This window comes from Brevundimonas sp. UBA2503 (genome assembly GCF_002341485.1).
GTDB lineage: Bacteria > Pseudomonadota > Alphaproteobacteria > Caulobacterales > Caulobacteraceae > Brevundimonas > Brevundimonas halotolerans.
Genome location: NZ_DDOD01000009.1, coordinates 173,981 through 188,976, shown reverse-complemented (window position 1 = coordinate 188,976; position 14,996 = coordinate 173,981). Strand labels below are relative to the sequence as shown.

The following is a 14,996-nucleotide window of genomic DNA, read 5'->3' as shown; positions in this document are numbered from 1 at the left end:
AAAACCACCCGCGCGGAGCGTCTGTCTTCGTCGAAACGGTAATATCTATCTTCTCCGGGCGAAGGCCCGGCGCTCCGCCTGCCCTCCAACCCGCCGCAAACACGGACGGGAGCTTCCGCTCACCCGCGTTCCGCGACCTTGGCCCCATTCCACAGTGCGTCCATCTCCGTCAGGTCCGATTGATCGGGCGTGCGCCCATCCTTGGCCAGTTCGGCCTCGATGAAGGCGAACCGGCGGACGAATTTGGCATTGGATCCGCGCAGGGCATCCTCGGGCTCGACGCCCAGCTTGCGGGCCAGATTGGCGACGACGAACAGCAGGTCACCGACCTCGTCCTTCATCCGCTCGCTGGACCCGGTGGCGATCTCGACCTTCAGCTCGGCGACCTCCTCGTCCAGCTTGGCGAACACCTCGGAGGTGCTGGGCCAGTCGAATCCGACCCGCGCCGCCCGCTTCGTCAGCTTGGCCGCCCGGGCCAGTGCCGGCAGGCCGACGGGCACATCGTCGAGCACCCCGTGCTGGGCCTTGGCGCTCCGTTCGGCGGCCTTGATGTCCTCCCAGCGCGCCTTCTGCGACACGGCATCCGCCTTGGCGGCCTCGTCGCCGAACACATGCGGGTGCCGCCGTTCCAGCTTGTCGGCGATGGCCCCGGCCACAGCGTCGAAATCGAACAGTTCGGCCTCCTCGGCCATCCGCGCATGAAACACGACCTGAAACAGCAGGTCGCCCAGTTCGGACTTCAGCTCGTCGAAATCCCCGCGCTCGATGGCGTCGGCGACCTCATAGGCCTCCTCCAGCGTATAGGGCGCGATGGTCTGAAACGTCTGCTCCACATCCCACGGACAGCCGGTCACGGGATCGCGCAGCCGGACCATGATGGCGCGCAGGCGGTCGAGCGGGGCAGGGGGCATGTCGGTCATGCGCCGGACCTAACCGGCTCCGCCCCGGGCCTCAAGCGCCGCGCGGATTTCGGCATGGCGCTTCTGATCCAGCGGATAGCGCCACAGGGCCCAGGCCCCGACCACCAGACACAGGGCGGGCAAACCCGCGAACATGGCCTGCAGCCAGATCAGCGCCGTCTCGCTGTTGGCCCCGCCCAGCGTCGGATCGAACCCGGTCAGCCTCAGCCCGGCAAAGGTCATCACCGACACGGCATAGCCCAGCTTGGAGGTCGCCGTCAGGATCGAGAACAACAGGCCCGTGCGGTCCTCGCCCTGCTCCAGCCGCACCTGATCGGCAACATCGGCCATCATGGCGCGCAGCAGCAGATCGCCCGAGGCAAAGGCCAGACCGACCAGCGCCACCATCAGGCCGGCGACCACCACCTCGGCATTGCCCAGCCCCGCCGCCTCGGCCAGCGGCACCAGCACCGGCCCGGCAAAGGCGGCCAGCAGCAGGGTCGCGGCGAAATAGACGCAGGCCAGGATCAGCGCCGCGTGCTTGCCCATCCGCACCGCCAGCGCGCTCCACACCGGCGCCCCCGCCAGCCCGGCAACGAAATAGACCAGCAGCAGGATCGAGGTCTCGGCCCGGGCAAAGCCCTGCACCGCCTCAAAGAAGTAGAAGAACAGCGCCCCGACCACGCCCCGCGCAATGCCCAGCATCAGGTCGGCGGTCAGCAGCCTCTGCATCACCGGCAGCTTGAACAGCGACAGATAGGCGAACCGCGCGGCCTTGTCGGGGCTGGGGCCGGCCTTGGGCTCGGGCGTAAAGGCAAAGGTTATGGCCAGAGTCAGCGGCAGGGCGACGATGATGAACCACCCCTGCCAGCGCACGGCCGAGGCATAGTCCCCGATCCCCAGATTCTGCACCAGCGCCGGGATCAACAGCACCACCAGAACGCCCACGATATTGGCCGTCTGCCACCAGCCATAGATCCGCGACCGCTGGTCATAGTCACTGGTCAGGGTCGAGGCCCAGCTGACCTGCGACAACAGGCTGACGGAGAACCCCAGCGACAGGACGATCAGCCAGATCGCCAGATAGGCGCCGCCCGCGCCCGGACTGACCATGAACAGCATGCCGACCGCCAGCATCAGCACCGGCGCGGCCATCCCCATCCACAGTCGATAGCGGCCAAAGCGGCTGTGCGTGCGATCAATGACCATGCCCAGCGCCGGGTCGACAACGATATCGGCCAGCCGGATGACCAGAAAGATCACCCCGACCAGCGCCAGATCGACGCCGACATGGCTGGCGTAAAACTCGGGCAGGGTCACATAGACGGGCAGGCCCAGCGCCGCATAGGGCAGGCAGGCGGCCGAAAAGGCGGCCAGCGTCCGGTTCGGCAGGCGTTTGGCGGGCGAGGGGGCAGACGTCATGAAGAACCGCTGGCTCAAGGCGCGACTCGACCGCGCCTCCCGTCATACCGCGAATCCGCGTCTGGCGAGTGCCCCCTTGCTCTCCGGCCCGGCGTCAGGCTTCCTCTCGCCATGACGCGGATCGTGACCCTTGCGGCTGTTCTCCTGATCGGGCTGGGCGTGGCCCGTCCGGCCCTGGCCCAGGATGACTGCGGCGGGCCTCCCGGCTTTGCCGGGATTGCGCTGGCCAACGGCTACTCCTTCGACTGGATGGTGTGGCGGCCGTTCGACCAGACCGAGCGCGGCTGGCTGGCCTATCTGCCGTTGATCTCGCGGGAACTCGGCACCGCCTGCGGCCCGGACACCCCCGGCTTTGCCGTGGCCCTCGCCGGTTTCCAGAAGCGCTATGGTCTCGTCGCTAACGGACTGTTCACCCGCGACACCTTCCAGGTCTTCAAGGGTCTGTGGCAGGAGCGCCGTCCGTTCGTCATGGCGCGCGTGGCCGACATCTGCCCGGAACCGCCGCCCCAGAGCGAGCTGGGGTATCTCGACCCGACCGAGGAGCACGCCGACCGCATGGTGCGCCTGCTCCAGTATGACGTCCTCAATGCCTATCGCTTGATGGTCCGCGCCGCCCGCGCCGAAGTGCCCGAGATCGCCGACAACCCCGAACTGCTGCAGGTCTTCTCCAGCTATCGCGATCCCGAGGCCGACGCCGCCCGTTGTGCCCGCGAGGGCAATTGCGACGGGCTGCGCCGCGCGGTCTGCTCGCCCCACCGCACGGGGACCGCGATCGACCTCTATGTCGGCCATCTGGCGGGACACGGGGTCGACTCGACCCGCTGGGCCAACCGCCGGCACCAGACACGCGGTCCGGCCTATCGCTGGCTGGTCGAGAATGCCCACCGCTTCGGCTTCGTCCCCTATGTCTATGAGCCCTGGCACTGGGAGTGGACCGGCCCGACCACCGAGGTGCTGAACTCCGAACGGCTGGCGCCCCGGCCGCACATCCCGCCGATGATGGTGAAATGATCCGGGCCCTCGCTCCGGGCGAGGTCGATCTGGCCCGGTCGGTCTTCGGTCCGGCGCTGCGGACCGACACCGTCCGCCTTCTCCGCCTGCCGCCCCTGCTCCGGCGCGCCTTCGTGCCGGGCGGGGTGGCAGGGCGCGAGTGGATCTGCTGGCCGACAGCCGTCTGGGCGGACGACCTGTCACAGGGACCGCTGAGGCGTCAGGCGACCCTGATCCACGAACTGGTCCACGTCTGGCAGGCCCAGCAGGGCGTCAACTTGCTGATCGCCAAGCTCAAGGCCGGCGACAACCCCGCCGCCTATGCCTACGACTGCGGCCCCCGGACAAACTGGGCCACCCTTAACATCGAGCAGCAGGCCTCGGTGATCGAGCACCGGTTTTTGCTGGCCCGCGGTGCAACCGTTCCCGGAGACGACGCCTTCTACAGACGGGTCTGCCCCTTCTGAAAAATGTGGTGAGCGACCCTTGATTGCACGCTGCCGTATCCTATTTCGACACTGTAACAGTTACATATTACAAGGAGGCTTTTATGCCCAAGGTTCTCGTCCTCTATCACTCGACTTACGGACACGTGGAACGCATGGCCGAGGCCATCGCGGAAGGCGCCCGCGAGGTTGACAGCGCGACCGTCGACATCAAGCGCGTGCCCGAACTGGTCCCCGAGGAACTGGCGAAGAAGAGCGGCTACAAGCTGGATCAGGCTGCGCCCATCGCCAAGGTGGAGGAGCTGGCCGACTATGACGCCATCCTGATCGGGGCAGGCACCCGCTATGGCACCGCCGCCTCCCAGATGCGCAACTTCCTCGACCAGACGGGCGGTCTCTGGGCCAAGGGCGCCCTGGCCGGCAAGGTCGGCGGCGCCTTCACCTCGACCGCGACCCAGCACGGCGGCAATGAGATGACCCTGATCGGCCTGATCCAGACGATCATGCACCACGGCATGCTGGTGGTGGGCCTGCCCTATACCTGGCAAGGCCAGATGCGCATCGACGAGATCACCGGCGGAACCCCCTACGGCGCCAGCACGATCACCGGCGGCGACGGCTCGCGCATGCCCAGCGACAATGAACTGGAAGGCGCCCGCTTCCAGGGCCGTCTGGCGGCCGAGACCGCGAAGAAGCTGTTCGGCTGACGGCGATCCCTGCCCCGGGCCGAACCCGGGGCAGGGGCCTTGTTAGGGCTTTTTGGCCAGGATGCCGTCGACGCTGAACGCGCCCGGTCCCGCAAACACCAGATACAGGAACACCCAGCAGTACAGCGCCGCCAGCTCGCCGCCGTTGACCATGGGGAACAGGCCGCCCGCCATGGCGTGAAACTGGAAATAGGCCACCGCCATCATGCCGGACATCAGGAAGGCCACGGGTCGGGTGAACAGGCCCAGCACGATCAGCGCACCGCCGACCAGTTCCAGCACCCCGCCGATGCCCATCTGGCTCATCAGCTGGAAGGGGCCCATGGCCTCGGCCGGGAAGGAGAAGATCTTCTGGGTCCCGTGCTGCATGAACATGAGACCGGTGATGATCCGAAGGCCCGCCAGGGCCGTAGGACGATGACGCTCAAGCGAATCGAACATGATGGAAGCCTCCCATGATTGGAGAGGGGAGACTGCAATGGCTACGGTTTCAGATCAATCGTCGTTCTAAGGACGGTCAGGCGGCTTCGGCCTCGGACTCGACCATGCGCTGGATGGCGACATAGTCGGTCTTGCCCGTGCCCAGAACCGGCACTTCCTGCACCTTGACGATCCGCTTGGGTACCGCCAGGTCCGGGGCCCCATGGCTGCGCGCCCATTCGGACAGGCGGCCCGACTCGGCATCCATGCGGTCGGTGACCAGCACCAGCTTCTCACCCTTGCGGCTATCGGGCACGGCGACCACGGCGTGGCGAGACTCCGGCCAGACCGCGCTGGCCAGACCCTCGACCGCCATCAGACTGATCATCTCGCCGCCGACCTTGGCGAACCGCTTTACGCGCCCAAGAATGCTGACATAGCCATCAGTGTCGATCTCGACGATGTCGCCGGTGTCGTGCCAGCCGTCCCGCAGGGGCTCCAGCCGGTCCGGGTCGTCGGACGAGATATAGCCCGCCATGACGTTCGGGCCGCGCAGGTAAAGGCGCCCGCCGGTCTCGATCCCGGCGACAGGATCCACCCGCCATTCCATGTCCGGCAGCATCTGACCGACCGTGCCCGGACGGTTCCGGTCCGGGTGGTTGACCGCGACGACCGGCGCCGCCTCGGTCGCGCCATAGCCTTCCAGCAGCTTCAGGCCGCCGAAGCGCGTATTGAACAGATGATGGGTCTCGTCCCGGACCCGCTCGGCTCCGGCCACCACGAACTGCAGTGTGGCGAAATCGTCCGGCCCCGCCACCCGCGCATACTGGTTCAGGAAGGTGTCGGTGGCGAACAGGATCGAGGCATTCACATCGGGCAAAAGCTCGACGATCTGCTTGGCATGCAGCGGCGAGGGATACTGGAATGCCTTCATCCCCGTCAGCAGCGGCAGCAGCACGCCGCCCGTCAGACCGAAACAGTGGAAGGTCGGCAGGGGATTGAACATCACCCAGTCGGGATCGAGGTCGATGTGGGTGGCCACCTGACGCACGTTCGAGACCAGGTTCGACTGGCTGAGCATCACCCCCTTGGGGCTGCCGAAACTGCCCGAGGTGAACAGGATCACGCCCGGATCCGACGGCTGGGTCTCCACGCGGAACTGCTTGGGAAAGAACCCGGCCATCAGGCCGAACAGCTTGTCGGGCAGGCCGATGGTCTTGCGGATGTCGTCCAGCCAGATGATCTCGGCGACCTCGGCCAAGCTGTCGGTCAGTGCCTCCAGCTTGGCCTGGGTGACAAAGCGCTTGGCCGACAGGATGCGATTGACGCCCGAGGCCTTGATCGCGGCCTTCAAATTCATCTCGCCGGAAGTGAAGTTCAGCATCACCGGCACGCGGCCCATGGCGTGCAGGCCATAGAAGGTGACCACCACGCCCGAGCTGGACGGCAGCAGGATGGCGACCCGCTCGCCCGGCTCGGTTATGGCGGCGATCTTTCGACCCAGCACCATCGCCGCCCGGATCAGCCCGGTATAGGTCAACGGGTTCCGGTCCAGATCCTCGAGGATCGGCTTGTCACCATATTTGTCGCGAGCCGCGACGAGGGCGTCGAAGATTGTTTCCTGAACGGCCCTGGCGTGCATATCTGACGACAAACGATACCTCCCTGTGAGGGGTCTGGCGCCCCTCCTTGCTGTGAGGGGCAAACTAGAGACCCGAACGCCCCTTGAAAAGATAAGTTACACGGCGTGAGGACACGCTGCAGACCCTTGCGGCTTGCCATCCGGGTGCTGAAGGCCGACATAGCGGCTCTTGAGCCCTTACGCTGCCGCCGAAGCCCCGACGCCATGGTCACCCTGATCGACACCCTGCAACGGTCGCCCGCCGAACTGCGCCACCCGGAAAAGCGCAACCGGCCGGAAAGCCCTGTGCTGAAGAAGCCCGACTGGCTGCGGGTCAAGGCCCCCGGGTCGGGCCAGTACAATGCCACCCGGGCCATCGTGAAGGACAAGGGCCTCGTCACCGTCTGCGAGGAGGCGGCCTGCCCCAACATCGGCGAGTGCTGGAGCCAGAAGCACGCCACCCTGATGATCATGGGCGACACCTGCACCCGCGCCTGCGCCTTCTGTAACGTCAAGACGGGCCTGCCCCAACCGCTCGACCCCGAAGAGCCGGCCAAGGTCGGGCTGGCCGTGGCCCAGCTGGGCCTGAACCACGTCGTCATCACCTCGGTGGACCGGGACGACGTCTCCGACGGTGGCGCGGCTCATTTCGCCGAGGTCGTGCGCCAGATCCGCATCCAGGCGCCGAACACGACCATCGAGATTCTGACGCCCGACTTTCTGCGCAAGGACGGCGCGGCCGAGGTGATGATCGACGCGAAGCCCGACGTCTTCAACCACAACCTTGAAACCGTCCCGCGCCTGTATCTGAAGATCCGGCCCGGGGCCCGCTACTTCCACTCCCTGCGCATGCTGCAGCAGGTCAAGGAACGCGACCCCAACCAGTTCACCAAGTCCGGCATCATGGTCGGCCTGGGTGAGACCAAGGAAGAGGTCATGCAGGTCATGGACGACATGCGCTCGGCCGGCGTCGACTTCATTACCATCGGCCAGTACCTGCAGCCGACCCGCAAGCACGCGGCCATCGACCGGTTCGTCACCCCGGACGAGTTCAAATCCTATGAGGCCATCGCCCGTGCCAAGGGTTTCCTCATGGTGTCGTCCTCGCCCCTGACCCGCAGCTCGCACCACGCCGGCGACGACTTCGCCCGGCTCAAGGCGGCGCGACTGGCCCAGACCGGACGCTGAGCCTCGCTTGGCCGTCCACACCCTGACCCGAGTTCTGCCCTATGCGCCGGACAAGCTGGCCGCGCTGGTCGCTGACGTGCGTGCCTATCCGGACTTTGTGCCCTGGGTCACCTCCATGCGCGTCTGGAACGCGCGTGAGGAAGCCCCCGGTGTCAGCCTGCTGGATGCCGAGGCGGGTGTCGGTTTCGCCTTTCTGAAAGAGCGGTTCTCCACCTGGGTCCGGCATGACGTCAATCAGTCGAAGGTCGAGGTCGGGCTGATCCGGGGGCCGTTCAAACATCTGAAGAACCGCTGGGCCTTCTTCCAGCATCCTGAGGGCGCGCGGCTGGAGTTCATGATCGACTTCGCCTTCCGGTCGCCGATCCTCGACGCCATGCTGAAGGCCAACTTCGACCGCGCGGTCGAATCCCTGATCCGCCGGTTCGAGGCTGAGGCCGCGCGGCGCTACGGGGCGTCATGACCTTCGACTTCGACGCCACGGTCGTGGGGGCAGGGGCCGTGGGTCTGGCCTGCGGTCGGGCGCTGTCGAAGCGCGGTCTGACGGTTCTGGTGCTCGACAAAGAAGGCCACATCGGCCAGGGCGTGTCCTCGCGCAATTCCGAGGTCATCCACGGCGGCCTCTACTATCCGACCGGATCGCTGAAGGCGCGCGCCTGCGTCGAGGGGCGGCGCCGGCTCTATGCCTTTCTGGAGAGCCGCAAGGTCGATCACTGGAAATGCGGCAAGCTGGTCGTGGCCACCGATGAGACCGAGGTCGCCCGCATCGAAGCCATTTTCCGGCAAGCGACCACCAATGGCGTCGAGGGGCTGGAACATCTCACAGGCGCCGAGGCCCGGGCGCTCGAGCCCGCCCTCAATGCCCATGCTGCCATCCTGTCGCCCGAGAGCGGCGTGTTCGACAGCCACGGCTTTATGCTGGCGCTGCAAGGCGAGATCGAGGACGCGGGCGGGTCGGTCGTCGTCTCCGCACCGCTTGAAGGGGCTGAACCTTTGGCTGGCGGCGGCTTCTCGATCCGGGTTGGCGGGGAGGGGGCCATGACGATCACCAGCCGCCTGCTGGTCACCGCCCCCGGCCTGGCGGCCCAGGCCGTCGCCCGATCAATCGAGGGCTATCCGGCCGACCGCATCCCCGCAGGCCATTTCGGCAAGGGCGTCTATTTCCGCCTGACCGGTCCGGCGCCCTTCAACCGGCTGATCTATCCACCGCCCATCGCAGGCGCCCTCGGCACCCACTACCGCAAGGATCTGGGCGGGCAGGGGGTGTTCGGCCCGGACCTCGCCTTCGTCGAGACCGAGGACTACGGCGTCGATCCAGACAAGCGGGACGTATTTGCCCACTATATCCGTCGCTTCTGGCCGGATGTTGAGGCCGAACGTCTGGTCCCCGACTATGCCGGCATCCGGCCCAAGCTGCATGGGGAAGGCGAGGAGCAACCCGACTTTCAGTTGCATGGCACCGAGGTGCACGGCCTCGACGGCCTGATGGCCCTGTTCGGCATCGAAAGCCCCGGCCTCACCAGTTCGCTGGCCCTCGGCGAAATCGTCGCGGACCGGCTGGATGTCTGAGGTCCGCCCTGCCACACCCGATGACCTTGAGGCGCTGTATGCGCTGGTGCATGCCGCCTATCGCGGCGACAGCGCCCGTCGCGGCTGGACGCATGAGGCCGACCTTCTGGACGGCAGCCGCATCGACCGCGACTCCCTCCGCTCAGCCATCACCACGCCCGGTCAGGTCGTGCTGGTCGCCACCAACGGCAACGCGCTGACCGCCTGCGTTCACGTCACCGATCGCGGCGAGGGGCTGGCCTATCTCGGCATGCTGACGGTCGATCCCACCCTGCAGGCCAAGGGTCTGGGCCGACGCCTGATCGCTGCAGCCGAGGCCTACGCTTTTCGGGAGTACCAGACCCGGCGGATGGAGATGACCGTCATCGTACACCGGCACGAGCTGATCGAATGGTATCAGCGGCGCGGCTACCGGCTGACGGGCGAGACCCGGCCTTTTCCGGCAACCGACCCCCGGTTTGGTTTACCGAAGCGCGACGACCTGGCCTTCACCGTGCTTGAAAAGCCGCTGGACCGGATCGTTACGGACCGGCTGGTGCTGCGAGCGGCCCGACGGGACGACCTCGACGCCTTGCACGCCGTCTTCACCCGGCCCGAGGCCATGACCTGGTGGTCGTCGCCGACCCATGAGACCCTCGACCAGACCCGTGCCTGGCTGGACAGCATGATCGCCCGGCAGCATTCGGGCCTCGACTTCCTGATCGAGCGCGACGGTCAGGTGATCGGCAAGGCCGGTTTCTTTGCTGCGCCGGACATCGGCTACATCCTGCACCCCGACCACTGGGGGCAGGGGCTGGCCCGTGAGGCCGTGGTCGCAGTCCTGAACCGCCTGTTCGCCGTGACCGACCACGCGGAGGCCACGGCCGACGTCGATCCCGACAATGCCGCATCGATTCGCCTGCTGGAAAGTCTTAGCTTTCGCCGCACCGGCTTTGCCGAGCGGACCTGGAATGTCGGGGGCGAGTGGAAGAACAGCTATTTCTACGCCGTTTCGCGCGAGGAATGGCTGGGGCGCACAGACGCTTGAACTCCGGCGCGGGTTGAGGCATAAGCCGCCCTCCGCTGGCGGCTCTTCTGGGCCGCCGCAATTGTTTTCGCGCCCCAACGGGTGCCTCTAACCGAGATTGAGACGGAAATGGCCGTTCCGAAGCGCAAAGTATCCCCCTCGCGTCGCAATATGCGCCGCGCCCACGACTCGCTGGGCTCGAACCCGCATGTCGAGGACAAGGACACCGGTGAGCTGCGCCGCTCGCACCACATCGACCTGAAGACCGGCACCTATCGTGGCCGTCAGGTTCTGACGCCCAAGGAAGACTAGGTCCGTCGCTTCGGCGACACCTGACTGTCTGCACATTTCAGCGCCGTCCGGGGCACCCGGGCGGCGTTTTGTGCGTTACGCTGCCGACGAGGGGGAGTCATCACATGAACCGCAATCTGAAACTGATGTTCGGCACCGTAGGCATAGTAGCCTTGCTGGCCGCCTGCAGTCCTGAAGCGGACGCCCCGACCGAGCCGGTACCGCCGCCCGCGGCCACGGATCCCACGGCCGCTGCCACGACGGGTGTCACTCTGACCGGAGAGGGCTGGGAGTCCCTGCGGATCGGCATGACCCGCGCCGAGATCGTCGAGGCCCTGGGCGAAGACGCCAACCCCAATGCCGTCGGTGGCCCCGACCCCGAAAGCTGCGATCAGTTCCGTCCGGAGCGCGCACCCGAATCCATGCTGCTGATGGTTCAGAGCGATCGCCTGACCCGTATTTCGCTGACCGATCCGTCTGAAATCATGACGGACAAGGGGCTCCGCGTCGGCGACACGGCCGAACGCGTCAAAGCCGCCTATGGGGATCAGGCGATTGTCACCCCGCACAAATATCAGGATGCGCCCGCCGAATATGTCACCGTCTGGACCCGCAGCGGCGGCGAGGGGTACATCGAGGACGAGAACGCCCGGGGCATCGTCTATGAGATCGGGTCAGACGGCACGGTCATGGCCATCCATGCGGGCGGCCCCTCGATCCAGTACATCGAAGGCTGCGCCTGAATCTGACAGGCTGATTGGCGTTTGGCCGGGGCTGCGCTACACCCGCGCGACCTGACATTTCCCAGCCCCGAGCCGAACGCCATGACCGACATCGCCGACATCACCGCCCGCCAGATTCTGGACAGCCGGGGCAATCCCACGGTCGAGGTCGATGTGACGCTGGAAGATGGCGCTTTCGGGCGTGCGGCTGTGCCGTCGGGAGCCTCCACCGGCGCCCATGAAGCGGTCGAGCTGCGCGACGGCGACAAGTCGCTGTGGGGCGGCAAGGGTGTGATGAAGGCGGTCGATGCCGTCAATGGCGAGATCTTCGATGCGCTCAGCGGTCTGGATGCCGAAGACCAGCGTCGCATCGACGAAACGCTGATCGGTCTGGACGGCACGGCCAACAAGAGCCGTCTGGGCGCCAACGCCATCCTCGGCGTCAGCTTGGCCTGCGCCAAGGCCAGCGCCATGTCGGCGGGCCTGCCGCTGCACCGCTATGTCGGGGGCGTCACCGCCCGCATCCTGCCGACCCCGATGATGAACATCATCAACGGCGGCGCCCATGCCGATAATCCGATCGACATTCAGGAATTCATGATCCTGCCCACCGGGGCCGAGAGCTTCTCCGAAGCCCTGCGTATGGGCGCGGAAATCTTTCACGCGCTCAAGAAGGCGCTGAAGGATGCGGGCCACAACACCAACGTCGGCGATGAGGGCGGCTTTGCCCCGAACCTGGCCTCGGCCGAGGCTGCGCTGGAGTTCATCACAAAGGCGGGGCAGGCGGCCGGCTATCTGGCGGGCGAGGACTTCCACCTCGGCCTCGATGTCGCTTCGACCGAATTCTACAAGGACGGCAAGTACCGCCTTGAAGGCGAAGGCAAGACGCTCGAATCGGATGGCATGGTCGCCTATCTGGCCGACCTGTGTGAGCGCTTCCCGATTGTCTCGATCGAGGACGGCTGCGCCGAGGATGATTTCGACGGATGGAAACTGCTGACCGACCGTCTGGGCGACAAGATCCAGCTGGTCGGCGACGATCTGTTCGTGACCAATCCCGTGCGTCTGGCCGCCGGCATCGGCGAGGGCCTGGCCAACTCAATCCTGATCAAGGTCAATCAGATCGGCACACTTTCCGAGACTCTGGATGCGGTCGATATGGCCCATCGTGCGGGCTACACCGCCGTGATGAGCCACCGTTCGGGCGAGACCGAGGACTCGACCATCGCCGATCTGGCGGTGGCCACCAACTGCGGACAGATCAAGACGGGCTCGCTGGCCCGCTCGGACCGCACGGCCAAATACAATCAGCTGCTTCGCATCGAGGAGATGCTGGGCGACCAGGGCCTCTATTTCGGCGACGGCATGCTGCTGAAATAGACGGAACAACCGCCATTTCGTGCTGAAATCTTACGGCCAAGCTACGGTTCGTTAGGCATTTTCGTGCAGGCATCGAGAACCATAGTTCACGCTCAGAAGGAGCGTTCTCAGTGCCTGAATGGATGAAGCCCTACGTCCTGTCTGCCTTGCTTGTCTTGAGCGTCCTCTATCTGGGGGTGCAGGCCCTGACGGGGCAGTACGGCCTGTTGACCGGTGATGAACGCGCCGCGACCCTGGCCAAACGCGAAGCCACATACCTGCGGCTGACCGAGGAGCGCCAGGACCTGGAACTCCGCGTTCGCTATCTCCAGACCGACCACCTGTCGCGCGACCTGCTGGAAGAGCGTGCGCGGGTGCTGCTGGGCTATGCCGACCCGGCCGACCATGTGATCCGGGTCAGCCTCGCGACACCCGTGGCCACACAGGCCGCCCCCAGCCTCTAAACTAATGTTACAGCCCGGACGGGCCGCTTTGCGTTTTCGGAACGAAGGCTGCTAAAGCCGCTTTCGTAATGACAGGCGCGCGCATGGGCGACGGGCCGCAACGCCGGGAGGCCCGGATGGCGAAAGCCGCCGCACAGAAATCCACGTCTGCCAAACGGTCCAACGGCCCCGCCGCGACCAAGGAAGACCTGCTGCGCTACTACCGCGAGATGGTGCTGATCCGCCGGTTCGAGGAGCGCGCGGGCCAGCTGTATGGGATGGGGCTGATCGGGGGCTTCTGTCACCTGTACATCGGCCAGGAAGCCGTGGCCGTGGGCGTCCAGGAAAGCGTCAAACAGGGCCACGACAAGATCATCACCGGTTACCGCGACCACGGCCACATGCTGTGCGCCGGCATGGACCCGAAAGAGGTCATGGCCGAGCTGACCGGCCGCATTGGCGGATCAAGCAAGGGCAAGGGCGGCTCGATGCACATGTTCGACGTGCCGACCGGCTTTTATGGCGGCCACGGCATCGTCGGCGCCCAAGTGGCGCTCGGCACCGGTCTGGCCTTTGCCGGACGCTATCGCGGTGATGACTCGGTCGCCTTCGTCTATTTCGGCGACGGCGCGGCCAACCAGGGCCAGGTCTACGAAAGCTTCAACATGGCCCAGCTATGGAAGCTGCCGGCCATCTACATCATCGAGAACAACCAGTACGCCATGGGCACGAGCATCGAGCGGTCGTCCTCGACGACCCAGCTCAGCGAGCGCGGCGCCAGCTTCGGCATTCCGGGCGAGCAGGTCGACGGCATGGACGTCATCGCCGTCCGTGACGCGGTGGCCAAGGCGGTCAAGCGCGCCCGCGAAGGCGGCGGCCCCTTCATCCTCGAGATGAAGACCTATCGCTATCGCGGCCACTCCATGAGCGATCCGGCCAAATACCGGGCCAAGGAAGAGGTCGACGAAATGAAGACCACTCGCGACCCGATCGAGCATGTGAAAAAACTGTTGGCCGAGGCCAAGGCCACCGAGGACGAGATCAAGGCCATCGACGCCGAGATCAAGGGTATCGTCGCCGAGGCTGTCCAGTTCGCCCAGGAAAGCCCCGAACCGGACCCCTCCGAGCTCTACACCGACGTCTACGTGGAGGCGTGAGCATGTCCAATCTTAAGGTTGAGCTTGGAGATTGGGTGGTTGAGGCCCTGAAGAATGCAGGGGGCGAAGCCACGATCGTGGAAGTCGCCAAGCATATTTGGGAGCATTACGAGCCGGAGCTGAGGGCAAGCGGAGATCGCTTTTATGATTGGCAATATCAAATGCGTTGGTCCGCACAGCGACTTCAGGATGAGGGCCGGATCAAAAAAGGTATGCCAACTCGTCGGCATTGGACATTGGTGAGCAAGAAATAATGACCGACATTCTGATGCCGGCGCTCTCGCCCACCATGGAAGAGGGCACGCTGACCAAATGGCACATCAAGGCGGGAGACACGGTCTCTGCAGGACAGGTGATCGCCGAGATCGAGACGGACAAGGCGACCATGGAGGTCGAGGCCGTCGATGAGGGCGAAGTGCTGGAAATCCTCGTGGCCGAGGGCTCCGAGGGCGTGAAGGTCAATACGCCCATCGCCCGTCTGGCCGGTGAGGATGGCGCCGCCGCCCCTGCGCCCGAAGCTCCCAAGGCCCATGCCAAAGCCGAGGAGGCGCCTGAGTCTGAAGGCGCCCCTGCCGATGCGCCGGTCAAGCCGAAAACCGAGCTGAAAGATCCGGAAATCCCGGCCGATGCCAAGCTGGTCAAGACCACCATCCGCGACGCCCTGCGCGACGCCATGGCCGAGGAGATGCGCCGCGACGAGAGCGTCTTCCTGATCGGCGAAGAGGTCGCCCAGTACCAGGGCGCCTACAAGGTCAGCCG

At 65.7% G+C, this 14,996-nt stretch carries 17 protein-coding genes and 1 pseudogene; 14 read left to right on the top strand and 4 right to left on the bottom strand.

The window, feature by feature from the left end; genetic code table 11:
* Positions 1–119 precede the first annotated feature (119 nt).
* Positions 120–920, bottom strand: coding sequence for a nucleoside triphosphate pyrophosphohydrolase (gene mazG / locus B4K74_RS04530; protein WP_286691931.1), 801 nt, complete (start codon positions 918–920; stop codon positions 120–122).
* 9 nt (positions 921–929) lie between these two features.
* The gene (locus tag B4K74_RS04525; RefSeq protein WP_286691930.1) at positions 930–2,321 is read right to left on the bottom strand and encodes an MFS transporter; all 1,392 of its coding nucleotides are present in this window, start codon (positions 2,319–2,321) and stop codon (positions 930–932) included.
* 111 nt (positions 2,322–2,432) lie between these two features.
* Here B4K74_RS04525 and B4K74_RS04520 point away from each other — a divergent pair, with 111 nt between their 5' ends.
* The 3 genes from B4K74_RS04520 (at position 2,433) to wrbA (ending at position 4,464) form a co-directional block, all read left to right on the top strand.
* Entirely contained in the window at positions 2,433–3,332 is a 900-nt protein-coding gene (locus B4K74_RS04520) for a D-alanyl-D-alanine carboxypeptidase family protein (protein WP_286691929.1), read from the top strand.
* Positions 3,329–3,778: a hypothetical protein gene (locus tag B4K74_RS04515; protein ID WP_286691928.1), complete on the top strand. Its 450-nt coding sequence runs from the start codon at positions 3,329–3,331 to the stop codon at positions 3,776–3,778. The genes B4K74_RS04520 and B4K74_RS04515 overlap by 4 nt, the downstream gene beginning before the upstream one ends.
* An 83-nt stretch (positions 3,779–3,861) precedes the next feature.
* Entirely contained in the window at positions 3,862–4,464 is a 603-nt protein-coding gene (wrbA, locus tag B4K74_RS04510) for an NAD(P)H:quinone oxidoreductase (RefSeq protein WP_286691927.1), read from the top strand.
* 42 nt (positions 4,465–4,506) lie between these two features.
* Here wrbA and B4K74_RS04505 read toward each other — a convergent pair whose 3' ends face one another.
* Both B4K74_RS04505 and B4K74_RS04500 read right to left on the bottom strand, forming a co-directional pair.
* Positions 4,507–4,905, bottom strand: a complete 399-nt coding sequence (locus B4K74_RS04505; protein ID WP_286691926.1) for a DoxX family protein — start codon at positions 4,903–4,905, stop codon at positions 4,507–4,509.
* A gap of 76 nt (positions 4,906–4,981) precedes the next feature.
* Complete coding sequence (locus B4K74_RS04500; RefSeq protein ID WP_286691967.1) at positions 4,982–6,526, bottom strand: AMP-binding protein; 1,545 nt, start codon at positions 6,524–6,526, stop codon at positions 4,982–4,984.
* A 204-nt stretch (positions 6,527–6,730) separates the two neighbouring features.
* Between B4K74_RS04500 and lipA the strand changes: the two genes are divergently transcribed.
* From lipA to B4K74_RS04440, 11 genes and pseudogenes are all read left to right on the top strand, one after another.
* Positions 6,731–7,693 carry a lipoyl synthase gene (lipA, locus tag B4K74_RS04495; protein ID WP_286691966.1) on the top strand — a complete coding sequence of 321 codons (963 nt, stop codon included), beginning with the start codon at positions 6,731–6,733 and terminating at the stop codon, positions 7,691–7,693.
* A 7-nt stretch (positions 7,694–7,700) separates the two neighbouring features.
* A complete protein-coding gene (locus tag B4K74_RS04490) occupies positions 7,701–8,153 on the top strand; it encodes a type II toxin-antitoxin system RatA family toxin (RefSeq protein ID WP_286691925.1) in 453 nt (150 codons plus the stop codon).
* Entirely contained in the window at positions 8,150–9,259 is a 1,110-nt protein-coding gene (locus tag B4K74_RS04485; RefSeq protein ID WP_286691924.1) for an NAD(P)/FAD-dependent oxidoreductase, read from the top strand. The genes B4K74_RS04490 and B4K74_RS04485 overlap by 4 nt, the downstream gene beginning before the upstream one ends.
* Entirely contained in the window at positions 9,252–10,286 is a 1,035-nt protein-coding gene (locus B4K74_RS13445; protein WP_339784559.1) for a GNAT family N-acetyltransferase, read from the top strand. Before B4K74_RS04485 ends, B4K74_RS13445 begins: the two co-directional genes overlap by 8 nt.
* A 108-nt stretch (positions 10,287–10,394) precedes the next feature.
* Entirely contained in the window at positions 10,395–10,577 is a 183-nt protein-coding gene (gene rpmF, locus B4K74_RS04470) for a 50S ribosomal protein L32 (RefSeq protein ID WP_123286562.1), read from the top strand.
* Positions 10,578–10,681: 104 nt separating this feature from the next.
* Positions 10,682–11,299: a hypothetical protein gene (locus B4K74_RS04465; protein WP_286691923.1), complete on the top strand. Its 618-nt coding sequence runs from the start codon at positions 10,682–10,684 to the stop codon at positions 11,297–11,299.
* 81 nt (positions 11,300–11,380) lie between these two features.
* On the top strand, positions 11,381–12,658 hold the full coding sequence (gene eno / locus B4K74_RS04460) for a phosphopyruvate hydratase (protein WP_286691922.1): 1,278 nt from the start codon (positions 11,381–11,383) through the stop codon (positions 12,656–12,658).
* 110 nt (positions 12,659–12,768) lie between these two features.
* Positions 12,769–13,101, top strand: coding sequence for an FtsB family cell division protein (locus B4K74_RS04455; protein ID WP_241153128.1), 333 nt, complete (start codon positions 12,769–12,771; stop codon positions 13,099–13,101).
* Positions 13,102–13,217: 116 nt separating this feature from the next.
* Positions 13,218–14,237 carry a pyruvate dehydrogenase (acetyl-transferring) E1 component subunit alpha gene (pdhA, locus tag B4K74_RS04450; protein ID WP_286691921.1) on the top strand — a complete coding sequence of 340 codons (1,020 nt, stop codon included), beginning with the start codon at positions 13,218–13,220 and terminating at the stop codon, positions 14,235–14,237.
* A 2-nt stretch (positions 14,238–14,239) separates the two neighbouring features.
* Positions 14,240–14,491, top strand: a complete 252-nt coding sequence (locus B4K74_RS04445; RefSeq protein ID WP_286691920.1) for a hypothetical protein — start codon at positions 14,240–14,242, stop codon at positions 14,489–14,491.
* Positions 14,491–14,996: pseudogene (locus tag B4K74_RS04440) on the top strand (biotin/lipoyl-containing protein); the annotation flags it as partial. The gene B4K74_RS04445 and the pseudogene B4K74_RS04440, both read left to right, overlap by 1 nt.